The 14,542-nt window shown below is 67.8% G+C and carries 9 protein-coding genes and 1 pseudogene; 3 read left to right on the forward strand and 7 right to left on the reverse strand.

Annotated features, from left to right (window positions below):
- Window positions 1-34: 34 nt before the first annotated feature.
- Together IE248_RS06170 and IE248_RS06175 are read right to left on the reverse strand one after the other, a co-directional pair.
- Window positions 35-673 (reverse strand): hypothetical protein, encoded by a 639-nt coding sequence (locus IE248_RS06170; protein WP_229895147.1) that lies wholly within the window; start codon window positions 671-673, stop codon window positions 35-37.
- On the reverse strand, window positions 670-1,881 hold the full coding sequence (locus tag IE248_RS06175; RefSeq protein ID WP_190030126.1) for an AAA family ATPase: 1,212 nt from the start codon (window positions 1,879-1,881) through the stop codon (window positions 670-672). The genes IE248_RS06170 and IE248_RS06175 overlap by 4 nt, the downstream gene beginning before the upstream one ends.
- Before the next feature lie 265 nt (window positions 1,882-2,146).
- On the opposite strand from IE248_RS06175, the gene IE248_RS06180 reads away from it, so the two are divergent.
- The gene (locus IE248_RS06180) at window positions 2,147-3,229 is read left to right on the forward strand and encodes a beta family protein (protein WP_190030127.1); all 1,083 of its coding nucleotides are present in this window, start codon (window positions 2,147-2,149) and stop codon (window positions 3,227-3,229) included.
- Here the strand turns inward: IE248_RS06180 and IE248_RS06185 are convergent.
- From IE248_RS06185 to IE248_RS06195, 4 genes are all read right to left on the reverse strand, one after another.
- Complete coding sequence (locus IE248_RS06185; protein WP_229895148.1) at window positions 3,222-5,747, reverse strand: DEAD/DEAH box helicase; 2,526 nt, start codon at window positions 5,745-5,747, stop codon at window positions 3,222-3,224. The genes IE248_RS06180 and IE248_RS06185 overlap by 8 nt on opposite strands.
- A 21-nt stretch (window positions 5,748-5,768) precedes the next feature.
- The gene (locus tag IE248_RS37180; protein WP_229895149.1) at window positions 5,769-7,097 is read right to left on the reverse strand and encodes a caspase family protein; all 1,329 of its coding nucleotides are present in this window, start codon (window positions 7,095-7,097) and stop codon (window positions 5,769-5,771) included.
- On the reverse strand, window positions 7,094-7,501 hold the full coding sequence (locus tag IE248_RS06190; RefSeq protein WP_229895150.1) for an effector-associated constant component EACC1: 408 nt from the start codon (window positions 7,499-7,501) through the stop codon (window positions 7,094-7,096). The genes IE248_RS37180 and IE248_RS06190 overlap by 4 nt, the downstream gene beginning before the upstream one ends.
- A 100-nt stretch (window positions 7,502-7,601) precedes the next feature.
- On the reverse strand, window positions 7,602-8,057 hold the full coding sequence (locus IE248_RS06195) for an ATP-binding protein (protein WP_229895151.1): 456 nt from the start codon (window positions 8,055-8,057) through the stop codon (window positions 7,602-7,604).
- A gap of 148 nt (window positions 8,058-8,205) precedes the next feature.
- Between IE248_RS06195 and IE248_RS06200 the strand changes: the two are divergent.
- Both IE248_RS06200 and IE248_RS06205 read left to right on the forward strand, forming a co-directional pair.
- Window positions 8,206-9,048, forward strand: a pseudogene (locus tag IE248_RS06200) (helix-turn-helix domain-containing protein).
- Window positions 9,045-9,308, forward strand: coding sequence for a DUF397 domain-containing protein (locus IE248_RS06205; protein WP_190030128.1), 264 nt, complete (start codon window positions 9,045-9,047; stop codon window positions 9,306-9,308). The pseudogene IE248_RS06200 and the gene IE248_RS06205 overlap by 4 nt, the downstream one beginning before the upstream one ends.
- Before the next feature lie 90 nt (window positions 9,309-9,398).
- On the opposite strand, the gene IE248_RS06210 is transcribed toward IE248_RS06205, so the two are convergent.
- On the reverse strand, window positions 9,399-14,534 hold the full coding sequence (locus IE248_RS06210) for a class I SAM-dependent DNA methyltransferase (RefSeq protein WP_190030129.1): 5,136 nt from the start codon (window positions 14,532-14,534) through the stop codon (window positions 9,399-9,401).
- Window positions 14,535-14,542 lie beyond the last annotated feature (8 nt).

The following is a 14,542-nucleotide window of genomic DNA, read 5'->3' on the forward strand; positions in this document are numbered from 1 at the left end:
GGCCGCCCCGGCGGCCGGGCGTTGCAGAGGAGACCTACTTGCTCCAGCTCGCCAGCTCGTCGGCAAAGTCCCGGAAGGAGCGGTTGTTGCCGCTCGGGCGCGCACTGACGTGGCCATGCTGAACAGCTGCTGCCATGATCAGCGGTGAATCGGATGTGCGGTACAGAGGTTTTCCAAGGTGCCTCTGGAGGTGTTCCTTGGGATTCGGCAGGTACGCCAGGTCCTTGCCACAGTCCTCGGGGCGCATCGTCCAGCCACTTCGCACCTTCGGGAAGGCGTCGGGGAACTGCATCAGCCACGCCTCCATCTCCACTGCGGCCAGAGCCAGGGCGGACTTACACGGAAGCCCCTTTCGCAGCTGGAGAGTCACTCTTTCCCGTACACGATCGTAGGTCTCGTCAGCCACCTGATCCAGGTCTGCGTGAATGACGACTCCAGCCAGTTCAGCCCCACAGTCCTTGGCTCTGGCCAGAGCGTTCTTGCGGATGGTTTCTACGCGAGGACTGAGCTGATCGATAGCTGCCGCGAGTTTGATCTTATCTTTGATCATTTCGACTTTTGGGCATGGGGCAGGGTGCAGGGCGCGTATCAGATGGCGGAGGGCCTCGCGGTCGTTGTCGCTCTCACCGGCGACGATGATGACCGATGAAGCCTTTCCCCGAGCACGGCTCACAGGATGCCCCCCAAGGATCCTGAGTACCAAAGGTTCCCCATCGGCTCGTACTCCGAAGCCTTGATCACTCCTCGAATGTCCCTGAGTTTGCGGGCGGGGATGACGGAAGCACCGCTCGGGCGGCGTCCGCAGGGGACGAACTCTTCGGGCTCCAGTTCATTGACAAAGATCGGCGAGTGCGTGGTGACCAAATACTGGCTTCGCTCGCTGGCCTCGCGGAGCCGCTCGGCCATCAGGCTGAGCGCGTGCGGATGGATTCCATGGTCGATCTCTTCGATGCACGTGAGGAGCGGAGGGTTTGGGTCGTGGAAGAGCGCGAGCATGCACAGGATGCGTACAGTGCCCCAGGAGGCATCTGCGAGGCGGGTGCGGCCGCGTAGCCCGTTCTCTTCCAGCTCCACCGCAGTTCGGTGGGATACGGCGTCAGGGGGCGTGACGAGGTGGATGTCCCGGATCTGCGGTACCACCTTTTGGACGTCTTCCAGGAGCAATTCCCAAGCGTCCTCGTCCTCCTTGAGCTTCCGCAGGAAGTCGGCGAGGTTGGACGCATCGCTGTTCAGGTAATCACCGGACTCACTGATACCCCAGGGCTTCCGGGCGGCCCGCACGTCGGGGTCGAACACTCGAATTCGGGCAAGATGGTGACTCAAGTCGCCGATCGCTCCGACGGATGCACTGTCGCTGGGTCGTGCCGACACCTGATCGAGTTGCAGAGCAGAGGTCATTCGTCCGACTTTGTACGGGGAGCGGCTTACGGCCTCTAGCGGGCCGTGGACCGTCAGCGAGCCACTTGCCAGGTCGACCGTGGTCCCCTCTTCCACGGGATGTTGTGTGAACCTCTCCCGTCGGTACATTCTGTGGCGGGCACGAGACGCCTCCGGAAGCCGAGGGCGAGAGACGCTCAGTTCGTACTGGTCGGGCCTTTCCGCCGAAGCGAAGTCCGACCAGATCCCCTCGACACCTACGGAGATGCGCGACACTGGTCGGCGGCCCCCGCGGAAGGCCAGGACATCGAAACCGCCTCGGTTGTCGAGTGCCGGCTCGATTCCCTGTCGTGCTACGTCGCCGAGGAACTCCAGGGCATGCAGGACGTTCGACTTGCCCGCAGCATTGGGTCCCACCATGACGTTCAGCGGCCCCAAGGGCAGCTTCGTGTCCGTCAGGGTGCGGAAGTTCCGGACCGTCAGTCCGAGTATCCGGTGGTTCACGCGTCGTGCCCAATCAGGGAGCAGCCGGGCACCGCTCGGCCGGGTCGACAGGGGTCAGGGACGGCAGACGCGCTGTCACGCGTGCCCATCACGCTGAGGTTTCGACTGCCGAGCAATACGAAGCGTACCTCTCGCGTCACGGTGCTTCCAGATGCTTGAGGGTTCCAGCCACGTGGGCCGAAAAGGCGTCATTCCGTCGAATGGCGAGGTGACGGACCCTGAAGGAGAGGGATAAGGGCACGGGCTGAGCCAAGGGGGAGCCGCCATGTCCGGACCGCTGTATGTTCCCGTCCTGTCGGCGAGACGCCATGCCACAGCGGCTTACCGGAATCTAAGCCCTGCCGTTCAGAGCGACGTAATCCCGCTCTGGAACCTTCCGCCGCGTCATGGGACTGCATCCGACGTGCTCGCCGCCTTCATGCGGCGGGAAGCCCGTGACGTCAGCAAAGCACAGCGCCATCATCCGGCCTGGATCGACCTCCCGTTCGCCGATGAGACCCAGCTGAGGCTGTTCGCCCCGGTGTTGCGGGATCTGGGGAAAACGAGTGTGCTGCGGCCGGTCACCGGCCCGGGCCGGCCCGAGCATCAGCAAGCCGTGGCCTTGGAGGTCGCACGCCGCAGCGCGAGCGGAGTCGGGATACGTGTCGCCCTGCCGGGCGAGTGGGACGAAGGCCGCACCCAACCCGTTCGGGAACTTCTCGCGCGCCTGGACCCGGCCGACGAGGCGGATCTCCTGCTCGATCTGGGTGCCGTACGCGGTGACCGTCCTGATGCAGGGAAGGAGGCGCTGCGTGCGCTCGACGCGCTGATTCCCCTGACACCCTGGCGGACGTCCGCGGTCTTGGGCGGCGGGTTCCCCGAAGTGACCGCTCAGATGCTGGAGCAGGGGCTGCACGCGGAGCCACGCACGGACTGGCACACCTGGCAGGAGCTGGCCGAGAGCAGTCGGAGCCACACACCGTTGCTCAGCTACGGCGACTACGGCATCCAGCCCGCCCGGGCCATCGGCCGCGAGCCGGCGTCCGGCAAGGGAGGTCCGGCTTGGGGCGTCCTGCGCTACACCACCGCCGAGTCGTTCGTCCTCGGCAAGGTGCTGGGGCGCGGCGAGGACCGGATCGCCGTCAACCGGGCGGCTGCCCGGCAGTTCCTGGAACTGCCGGACTTCCGGGGTCCGGCCGCCAGCGCGGGCGAGAGCTGGCTACGGGACTGCGCGCACGGCCACGGCCCGACTGGTACGGGGAACGCTTCGGACTGGCTCCGCGTCGGCAACATCCAGCACATGACCTACGTCGTGCGCAGCCTGCGTCCCCAGCCCGGATCCATACCACCGACCGGTCCGCTCAGCTGAACAGCGGTGCCAGCACGGCCTCACCCGCCAGGATCCGCCACGCAGGCACCCGGACCGTCCGTGCCACCGGCCCGGTCTTCGCACCACCGCCACCGGAGGGGAGCCCCGTCAGCAGGTCGGCGCGGGCGTGCGTCAGCCGCAGGTGCCGTGCCCGATCCTGGCCGGCCCGCGGGCCGGCATCGATCAGTACCGCGGTGTTGGCCCCGTCCACGGTGAACAGCAGGTCCACGGTATGTCCGCCGACCACCGCCGCGCGTTCCAGATCGGTGATCCCGATGGTCCCCAGGTAGTCCTGGAGCCGGTCGGCCAGCTCCTCGCGGAATCCCGAGGCCGTCGCAGCTCCGAGGCCGACCGGGTCCTGGCCCGCGTAGGCCCCGCCGCGCAACACTGCCGACCGCTCCGCGAGCAGCGCGGGGAGTCCCGCCTGCTCCTGCCAGAAGGCGTGGCTGCCCACCGTGATGAGCTGCGACTTCGCCCGGGTGACAGCGACGTTCCACAGGTTGACCTGGCTCGCCACCCAGTGCGTCGTGCGCGGCGGGGTGTTGCCCGTGGCCACCGGGCTCAGGACCATGACGTCGCGCTGCCCTCCCTGGAAGGCGTGCACCGTGCCGACCCGAACCCGTTCGTCGTCCGCCCAGAAGCGGGCGAGGGCCTCCTTCTGCGCCCGGAAGGGTGTCACCACCCCGACGGTCGCGTCCTCGGGCAGCCGCAGCAGCAGCTCGTCCACCGTCCCCCGTACCGCCTGCGCCTCCGCGGCGTTGCGCCAGGACCGGTCACCGCTGCCCCGCGCGGACTCGCCGTGCGCCACGTCCACCCAGCCCAGTACCGGCACCGGATCCGCCGTACCGAACGGATCCGCGGCCGGCACCTGCCTGCGGACATCGGTCAGGACCTGCAACTGACCTGCGTAGCAGTAGCCGTTGACGATGTCCGCGATCGCCGGATGGCAGCGGTAGTGCTCGTCGAGCAGCAGGGCCGCCTCTCCGTGCTGCGCGGCCGCGTGGTAAGAGGCGTACACGTGGTAGGCGAGCCGGTGGTCCTCCAGCTGCGCCGCGCTCAGCCCGGTCCGCACCCGTGCCTGCCGTTCCTGCTCTGCGGTGATGCCGGGAATGTGGCCGAGCTGCATGGGGTCGCCGATGATCAGCGCCCGCTTGGCCCGGAACAGCAGGGGCAGGACCGCGGGGATCGAGCACTGGCTCGCCTCGTCGATCACCACCAGGTCGAAGAGCTTGGGGGCGAGCTCCAGCTGGCGTACCGAGTGCGTACTGATGGCCCACCCCTTGAGGTGCGCCATGAGGTTGCGCTGGCTCTTCTGGAACCCCGAATTCCGGCGCAGCGCCTGGAGCCGCTGACCCATGAGCGCGTTGCCTCGGATCATGGCCTCGGCCGCCAGGGCGCGGGCGAGCTCACCCGACGCCTCCGACAGTCCGGCGGCGCTCTCCAGCCGTACCCGCTTCAGCTCGTCCTCGTCCTGGCCGAGGAGTACGGGTACGAGTGTGCGCAGCGCGCCTTCCACACGCACGGCCTCGGCGAGCGCGATGAGGAGCTCGGGCGGAGCCGGCCGAGTCGCGGCCCAGGACGGCCACGGGGCGGCCGGAGCCGCACCGGCTGCGGCGACCAACGCGGACAGGGCCCGCCCTCTGCGCCACCGGCCGAGGGCGAACCATCCGGCGCCGGCCGCCTTCCGGGCCCGCTCCTCCCAGCGGGAGAGCGAGTCTGCCTCGCCGTCCGCCCACGCTGCCTCCAGCAGCTCCACCGGCAGTTCGAGCGCCTCCGCCTGACGGGCCCGCTCCCGGAGCAGCTCCAGCAGGCGCATCTCGTCATCCACCAGCCGCGCCGCCTCCGAACGGTGCGCGGCCGACCGCGCGTGCCGGTTGCGCAGGTCACCGGCGACGGTCGCCGCACTACGGCCCGGGGCTTGGACGGGCTGGGCGAGCAGCGCCTCCAGCTTCGCTGCCTCGCGGACCCGAGCGGGCACACTTCCCGTGCGCATGAGCAGACCGGGAGAGATCTCGTCGCAGCGCTCGGCCACCACGTTGACGGCCTTGTTGTTCGTGGACGCCACGAGCACGGTCTGGCCGGCGGCGACGGCGGTCGTGACCACGGCGGTCACGACCTCGCTCTTGCCGGTACCGGGCGGACCGGTGGCCACGGTCAGCGGCCGGGTCATCGCCGACCGGATCACCAGCTCCTGGCTCTCGTTGCACGGCCCCGGGGCGACGACGAACGGCGCTTCGCCGACCGGGTCCTCGTCGCCCTGGTCCGTTCCGCCGGTCAGGAGCGCCGCCAGCGCGGTGCCGGGGATCTGGCCGGTGCGGGCGGACATCTGGAGCAGGTTGTCCACGAGGCCCTCGCTCGCGACCCGCTCCAGCCCCGAGGGCGCGAGGAGGACGGCGGCGTTGTGGGCTCCCGGCCGCAGCGAGTCCATCACGGAGCGGTCGCTGAGCGCGGACAGGTCGAGGGGCTCCAGTTCGGGAATGCCGAGCTCCGTCAGGAGTTCCCGTACGGCCCGCACCATCTGCGTGCCGTTGCCCTCCTGCTAGGTCGGCTGCCAGCGGGCTAGGAGGTCGGCGGCGTCGTCGTCCGCCAGGAGTTCCGTGACCAGCCCGGTGTGCAGGGAAGGGACACCGTTCGGGCGCAGCCTGTCGCGGCCTTCCTCGTCGGGGGCCAGCTCCATCGACTGGATCAGCAGCGGCGCGATCCGTACGGCGGCGCGGCGCCGCCCGTCTCCGCCCCGCTCGGGGAGGGTGATCGCCGGATAGCCGTACCAGTACTCCTGTAGCCCGACCCCGTCCGCCTGGGTGCCCCCGCTCTTCGCCTTCGGCAGCTGAGGAGGGGCGGGGAGGGTGGGCCCGAGTCCCGACTGGATGCTCTCGGACCCCTGGCTGAGCAGGAAGTACGCCTTGCCGCGTCCGCTGTCGCGATCGGGCAGCATACCGGAGGCCGCCTGCGCACTCAGGCAGTGCACGTAGTAGCGCAATAGCTGCTGCGAGTCGATCCCGTCCCGGGCGTCGAGTTCGGCCAGCGCCCGCGCCTTCAGCAGGGCGGCGGGCTGGGCTGCGCCGGCGGCGTCGCGGGGAGGAGCGGGGAGGTTGATGGAGCGAGCCACGGACCGTGCCAGGGGCAGGGAGTGCATCGCCCGGATCGTGGACTTGGTCGGCCGCTGCTCCTGGGGTACGCCGCTGCGCACCATCTGCGCGGTCAGGTACTCGAAGAGGTCGTCCGGGGTGATCCAGCCGCTGTCCTTGATCCGCCCGCTGCGAAGCCCCTCGACAATCTCGCCGGTGAACCGGGAGGTGCCGAGGGTGGACCCGGCCGGAGCCATCGCCGAGGCGGCCTGGAGGGCGTCGGAGGCGGTGATGAAGTACACGCCCGTCGGGTGCAGCAGGGTGCTGGGTGCGGGCCGGGCGTTCGTGTCGCCGGCGCCCTTGGAGGTCCAGCCCTGCACGACCGAACCGCTGGAGCAGCAGTCGAGCAGGACGACCTTCGAGGAGGCCCGGCAGGACTTGAGCATGCGCTCCAGGGACTCGGCGGCCACCGCGGTGCCCGGCAGGTCGTCCGGGTCGGTGTCCCGGGTGAGGAAGTACAACTGGCCGTCGGTTTCGCAGAACTCCCCGTGACCGCTGAAGTAGAGGAGGGCGGTCTCGCTGGGCTGCCGCTCTTCCAGATAGGTCTCGATAGCGTGCAGCATCTCGGCGCGGGTCGGCTCGGGGACCATCGCGCAGTCGTTGTACATGCCGATCTCGGTGCTCTCCAGTACCGCCTGCATGTAGTGCAGGTCGGCCCGGACGGCGGGGAGGTCGTGGTAGCGCTCGCTTTCGTACGTGGATACGCCGATGAGCATGGCGTACCGGTCGTTGTCACTCACGCCGCGCCCGGTCCGTCCTCGTGGCCGCCGCCCTCGGTGCCACCGGCGAGGAACCGCTGGATCTGCTCGTCGTCGGCGCGGGCCTGCCTGCCGGAAATGCTCAGCGTGGCCCCGTCAGGCCGGGTGACGATGATGGTCCGCTGCGGTACGCGGGCCAGCCAGATCTGGATACCGGCGGCGACCATGGAACCGCCGCCGAACACCAGGCCGATCAGGTCGGTGACGGGGCCGCCCTTGTCGGTGCCCTGGGCGGCGGTCTGCGGGCGGGGGACGTCGAGCGCGGCCTGCGGATCGGTGTCCGCGATCTCGGCGAGTAGCTCGCGTACCTCGCGCCGGGCGCGCAGTGGGTCCTCGTCGACGATGGAGATGCGGAAGCCGGCCGGGCCTGAGTGGATGGCGCTCACGTTCTCTGTCCCCCTGGATTCTCCGTGCGGTGTACACACGGACCGACGATCCTATCGCTGATGGCCGACGCCAGCCCTGTGGGTAGCCGGAAGCCGCTGGTCAATGGCGTGAAACGGATAGCTCCGCCCATACGGTCTTACCGGGTGCGTCGGTGCGCGGCGACACCGCCCAACGGTTCGCCAGCCGGGCCACGACGAGCAGTCCGCGGCCCGACTCGGCGTCACCGGGCGTTGAGTGGTGGGTGAGGAGGGGGACGCGCTCGGTGCGGGTGTCGGAGACCTCGATGAGCAGGGTGCCGGCGGAGCCGGTCAGCCGGAGGTGGAAGTCCGTCCCGGGTACGTGGCCATGGCGGATGGCGTTGGCGGTGAGCTCGGCGGTGATGAGGGTCAGGGTCTGGTTGGCGGGGGAGGCGTACGGGTGCCCCCAGGTGTCGAGCCGGTGGGATATGAGCCGCCGGGCGAGGCGGGCGCCGCGGGGCGAGGAGGTGAAGCGCATCGACAACTCGTGACCTTCGGCCGGGTCTGAGGCCAGGGCGGGGGAAGTTTCGCTGTTCATGCGGTACACGCTTCCGCCGGGCCCCTACCGTGGACAGAGACGGCGCGCTTACGGGCGGTAGCGGTAGGCGGCAGGTCTGCGCGTGTAGGCGGGGCGGAGCGTGACGGGTGACGCGGAGCGGCGTTCGCCAGTGGAGGTGATGCCGGGCATGAGAGAACCGACGCAATCGGCCGACGAGGAAGCGGGACCCGACCCTGACTCGGGGATGCTGCGGGTCTTCGGCCGCCAGCTCAAACGCTTCCGGCTACGGGCCGGCATGGAACGCCCTTAGTTCGGCGCCCGGTTGGGCTACTCGGTCTCGACGATCGCCGCGTACGAGCAGGGTCGGCGGGTCCCGCCCCCGGAGGCCATCGACCAGGCGGACGAGGTGCTGGACGCGGGCGGCGTCCTGATGGAGATGAAGGAGGAGGTCGCGCGGGCACAGTTCCCGGCGTTCTTCCGGGGCGCGGCGAAGCTGGAGGCGGAGGCGGTCGAACTGCATGCCTATGACGCGCACGTGGTGAAGGGGCTGATGCAGACCGAGGACTATGCCCGTGCGGTGTTCCGGATGTGGCGCCCCCTGCTGGACGACGAGACCATCGAGCAACGGATCGCAGCTCGTTTGGCCCGGCAAGAGATCTTCACCAGGCGTCCGCACCCGCACCTGAGCTTCGTCATCGAAGAGGCGGCGCTTCGCAAGCGCCTCGGCGGCACGTCGGTCTGGAGAGGTCAGCTGGAACAGATCCTGCTGATCGGCCAGGCACGCCACGTGGGTGTTCAGGTGATGCCGCTAGATCGCGAAGAGCACGCGGGACTTGCCGGCCCCTTCACCTTGATGGAGATGAAGGATGGTCGGAGGATTGCCTACACGGAGGTGCAGAGCGACAGCCGTTTGCACACCGAGCGGGGCAGGGTCCGTGAGCTGGAAGCCACCTATGGCACCCTGCGGGCTCAGGCTCTCACCCCGCGGGAGTCGCAGGCACTGATCGAGAAGTTGCTGGGAGAGTCATGATCGTGAAGCAGTCGAGGCATGAGACCGACGTACTTGCCTGGTTCAAGAGCAGCTACAGCGCCGGAGACGGCGGGGATTGCGTCGAGGTTGCCGTGGAGTGGCGGAAGTCGAGCCACAGCACTGGTTCCGGGGGTGAGTGCCTTGAGGTGGCCGCATGCCCCCAGGCCATCCACGTGCGCGACTCCAAGGACGCGAACCGTCCGGGCATCACGCTCGGAGCATTCGCGTGGACCGCATTCGTGGGCTTCGCGACCCGGTAGACACGCTCAAAGCGGTCAAGGGGCTGCCTCGGACTCGTCAGGGTCCGAGGCAGCCCCGCTCTAGTAGCTAGGCCGACTCTCGCTCCCAGCTCATGCCTCTGCCGATTTGAGAGACGGAGGCACCCAACGGCCACCAGCGATCTCCGCGTCCAGCCGCGCTTGGAAATGTGCATGCGCCGCCCGCATCTCGGCCTCTCGGTCGGCCTTGTAGAAGGGCGCGGTGTAGCCAGCGGGGGGGAGGACGTTGGCGGGGTCCTCTAGGTGGGCGAGTAGGTCGAGGTAGTCCTGCTTGATCTGGCCGTGGCCGAATGTATTGAAGTCGGCTGCGACCTTGCGGCCGTTGACGTCGAAGTAGGTCGCAGACTCGTAGTCGTAAAGCTGAGGGAAGCGAGACCTGAAAATTGCCACAAGCTGGTCCGAAGTGATGCCAAGCCAAACTGCGACCAGCGCGTCGAGCTCTACAAGGGCAGCTCGCCGTTCATGTTCTGTACGAAGAGAGGTCGTGGGTTCCCAGGTCGGCGTGAGATTCGCGGTGAGGGGTTGCAGATTGGGCCAATGAGGGTTGGCCCAATCTTCGTATCCCGCCCATTGTGGGTCGAATAGTTCCGTCCAGAGAGGGGAGTAGTGGACGGTGAGTGCGTTCAAGCGGAGGGTGCGGAGGAGCAGGGCGGAGGCGAGCGGATGCTCTGGGTCTGGGGCTGGCATCTTGCGGGCTTCGCTGGTCTGGAGGTCGGGGCGGGCTGTGATCCGCAGCAAGTAGTCCAGCGGGAGCGCCGCCCAGAATCCCGCATTGAGCGCGGTTAGTCGACTGCTTGCAAACGCCATGGATTGCACTGTGTGGACATGGGCAGGACCAGGAGGCATTAGGGCAGCCTGCAGGCTACGGCTGGTGTTGAAGGGGATCATCCGCCGCCAGACGAGCCGGAAAAAAGAAGTAGATGGGCTACCCAGCCAGGAGTCCTGAGCTGTCAGGTACGTCCCTGGGTCGGTGCGCCTCACGTAGTTCGTGACTGGGACGTGACTCTCTGACAGCTCCATAGGCGAGAGTGACTCCCAATGCCGCTGGTTCCGGCAGGGGATAAGTGGCTGCTTTGAGAAGGGGTTCGCGCATGAGAAGTGTGGACCTTGCAGGATGACATCTGTGAGTTCAGAGACGGCATGGTTTCCCCAGCTGATAAGGCCGTCTTTCTTGGAGCTTGCTTCGTCGTATCCGGTCGTAATCAACGGGCAGTAATGGTCAAGGCTGTTGCGGTGGGAAGCAAGCGCCTCAATCGCGCCCTGCTCGCTGATAAGCACCGGATATAGCAAAGGGGTCTGAGTAGCACCCCCGGCGGCACTCGTCAGGGTGTGCCAACTGGTCAGCAAGGCCGCGTCTACGTGCACTACCCGCTCGCGGTGCGGCCTGGTGTCCCAGGCGCCGTTGTGTTTGATCCCTGGCGTTGGGCCGTGCCCATCGTGCATCATCGATCCGGTGAGTACATCTGCACCGCGGAGCTGGCTGACGTGCAGAAAATCGGGATCTCGTGACGTGCCGTAGATGTGTAGGGCGAATTCTTGAGAACGGGAGAGGTCTTCGAACGCCCAATTTGCTGAGTTAACGAAGTGTCCGTGCACCCTGAGATGTCGATATGCGGACGCTCTGATGGCGCCCTCGTGTACACCGCCAAAATGTGTGTCGGGGTGGATCATTCCTGCGCTGCCGTGTGGTGCCAGATGCTGCCATACCTGTGCCATGAAGCCTCGGTAGAGATCACCCTTTGTCCCCACTAGGAGTGGGTAGACGGCCGGGCTGCTTAGGGTGGCAACGACCCCGGTGTTCACTGCCAACTCGCCTAGGAAATAGCTGAGGTTGCTGGTATTCGACTCGAGTGGTTCCTGTCTGCGGAGTCGCCACTCGACTGCGCTCGGCTTCTCAACCAGCATGAACCAGGGTTCTAGCTCTGCTAGGACTTGGCCCTCATGCCATTGGGGCTTTACCCAGGGCGGATTTCCCACCTGAAGGTCGAACCCACCCTGCTCCCCGAAGACCTGGGCGAATTCCAGCTCCCAATGGAAGAAGCCCTGCCGACCTGCCACGTCACTAGCAACGGCCACCCACGGGAACCGGTTTTCCAACCAGTACGAGCGGTCCATGCCCATCCAGTCAGGCAGTTCGTCCTCGTATTGCTCCAGTGCGTCAAGTGAGTCGAAGGACGAGACCAGTGACTCCGTCGGGACGTCGTGTGTGCCGAGCAGTGCCTCCGCGAAGTCCAGCCAGTCGTAGAGGTCCGCTAGCGGGATGACATCGCGGCGTTGCTCAGCGAATGCTTGCTCAGCCTTGCGGGTGCCCTTCCGGCGCTTGTTGATGTCGCCGCGCTTGACCTCCTTGATCGTGACGTTTCCGAGGAGGTCGAGCTCCTCGTACCTACGGATCACCTCGCTTGCGTCGGTGGCCTCGGGACCTGGATCGGCGACGTCCTCCGCCTGTGCGTACCGTCCGTCCGACCCGTTAAGGAGCCGCGTCTCCTGTACTGGCCAGAACCACAGTGCGCACCACGCGTCCATGACCTTCTTCAGTCGCCAGTACGGGGTGTCCACTGCATGTAGGTCCGCAAGCACCTTTTCTCTGGGCACTGCTTCCTTCGGGGAGCGGAGCCATTCCTCCTCCGTCTCCCACACGTCGACGCGCCGCGAGATCTCCCGCTCGGAGATCGTCAGCCGCTGCACGACCAAGTCCCACAGGTACTCGGCCCGTCGGGCCAGGCCCTGGAGGCGGGCGGTTTGCTTCGGGTTCGGGGACTTCGTGATCGCCTTGCGCCAGGCAGCCAGAGCCTTCGCCTGCTCTGGCGCCAGGGCCTTCGCCTCCTTCTCGGCGGCGACCGCGCCCCACTCCTTCGCCGGGAGGAGGAAGTGGTGGACGGAGCCTTCCGGAAGCGGGATGCCCGACTGCGCATCTGTCAGCGGGTAGCGCTCCGGTGTGGCGCCCAGCCAGCCGCCCTTCGCCAGGCGCTCGGGCCCGTACACCTCACGCCGGCCGCCGATCAGGGAGTTGCCGCGGCGGAGGTGCAGGCCGAACCAGGGGGCTTCCATGCCCGGGTGCATGGTGTTGAGCCACAGGGAGACCTCGGCGAGCTCCACCGCGGTCTCGTTGAGGTCCACGCCGTACGAGTTGTGCAGGGCGATGTACGCCTTGGCCTTCTGGAACTCGACCGCGTACTGCTCCGTGTCGATGTATCGATTCAATTCCTGCTGCCTGCGGCGCAGGTACTCCGCCGCGACCTGGTTGATCGCCTCGTTCAGGAACGCGCCCGAGCCGAGGGCCGGTTCGCAGATCTTCCAGTCGAGCAGCTCCCGCGCCTCGGTGGTCGTGCCGTCCTGGTCCAGGCGGTGCTGGAGCGCGAGCTGCACGGTGACCTTCGTCAGCGACTCCGGGGTGTAGTACGAGGCCGAGGTCTGGCGGTCGCGGCCCGAGAGGCGGTACACGAACGAGCCCGGGGCGTACCGGACCCGCAGTTCCTCGCCGGTGTTCCTGTCCGGTCGCTTGACGAAGACCGCGTCCTCGTACTCGGGAGTCTTCGACTTCGGGACCAGCCAGGAGCCGTCCTTCGGGTCTCCGGCCTTGGCGACCTCGTACAGCTCTTCGCCGGCGATGAAGCCGCTGTAGGACATCAGGCCCTCGTACACCGCGCCCAACTGGTTGATGCCCAGCTGCGCGTACGAGATGAAGCCGCCGCGCTCGCCCTTCTTGCCCTTCGTGAGCATGAGCTTATGCAGGACCTCGTAGAGGGTGGCGTTGCGCAGGCGGGTGTCCAGGTAGCGGACCGCCTCGCCCCGGGCCAGGGCCTCGTCCGCGTCGTGGCGCGGGTCGCGGACGGTGTCCGCGCCGATCAGGCGGATCGACTCCCGCTCGAACAGCTTCGAGTGCAGGGGCTCGAAGCGCAGGCCCAGGTCCTCGCTGGTCTTCGCGTCGAGCGCCTCGGCCGCCGCTCCGTGGGTGCGGCGCGAGCGGTAGCCGTCCTGGACCTTGCGGAAGAGCAGGTCGAGCGACTCGTAGAGGTAGAACCCCTTGCGGGACTTCTCGTCGATGAGGTCCCGCTCCGCCACGAGGTCGCCGAGCCGGCCGAGGCCGTATCCCAGCTGGTACTCGGGATAGTCGGACGGCAGGATGCCCAGCTCCGGGCGGGCCTCCGCGTACAGGAGGAACAGGATGCGGTAGAGGTAGCGGAGGGATTCTCGGGTCAGTTGCTTGCCGAGGTCGGGGAGTTCGCCGATGTCCTCCGGGCGGACGCCCTGCTCGTACAGGCGCTCCAGCACCTCGTTGGCGATCAGTTCGACGCTCGTGCGCAGGCCGTCGCGCAGTTCGCTGGAGACACCCACAGCGTGCTTCGTGGACTTGCCGACCAGCTCGGCGAGGGGGTTCTCGCCGCCTTCCTCCGGCGTGCGCAGTGAGTCCGCTCCGAACAGGGCCGCTACCGTGTCGAGTTCACCGCCCGCCCGGCTGTCGTTGCGCTGGAGGGCGATGTCGAGGGAGACGGCCAGGTAGCGGCCCTCACCCCAGACGACGCGGTCGGCCAGGACGATGACGCCGCCGACGAGGAGGAGGACGTAGCGCGGGGCGTCCTCGCAGGCGAAGAGGAACGAGGCCAGCTTCGAGCCTGTCGCCAGGGTGTGGGAGCCGTCGAGGGTCACCGGTTCCAGGAGCCGGCCGGGGCCGTCGGGGTCCAGGGCTGCGTCCGGTTCGGCCGCCCAGCCGCAGTCGACCGCGATTAGGCCCTTCTCGGCGTGCGAGACCTGGATCTCGTAGGTCTGGCCTGCTCGCTCCACCGTGAGGGCGCGCGGCTTGGCGTCGTAGCCGAGGGAGCGCAGGACGTCGGAGTTGAGGGCCTGGACGCGCTCTCGCCAGGCGGGCGAGCCGTACGTAGCCGAGTTGTCCTCGGTGTCGGGGGTGGAGGCGGAGCCGTCGGCGTCTTCCGGGAGGGCGAAGAAGGCCCGGGCGCGGAAGTAGTCACGGCGCAGGGACCGCAGTCCCGCGCGCGGGGTGACGGGGAGCGCCACGCCCTTCGGTTCGCGGACCGGGTCCAGGTCGTCGGTGGTCGCGTCCCCGGGTGCGTCCGCCGGGGGCTTGGCGGCTTCCTCCCGTTCCTTCCAGGTCTGGAGCAGGCCCGACTTGAGGTCCTTGGGCAGGACCTCGGCGAGATAGTGGGCGGAGAAGTAGTCGCCGCGGTTGACGAGGGAGTCGTACGTCATGACAGGGC

Origin of the sequence: Streptomyces goshikiensis (genome assembly GCF_014650555.1) — a bacterium.
GTDB lineage: Bacteria > Actinomycetota > Actinomycetes > Streptomycetales > Streptomycetaceae > Streptomyces > Streptomyces goshikiensis.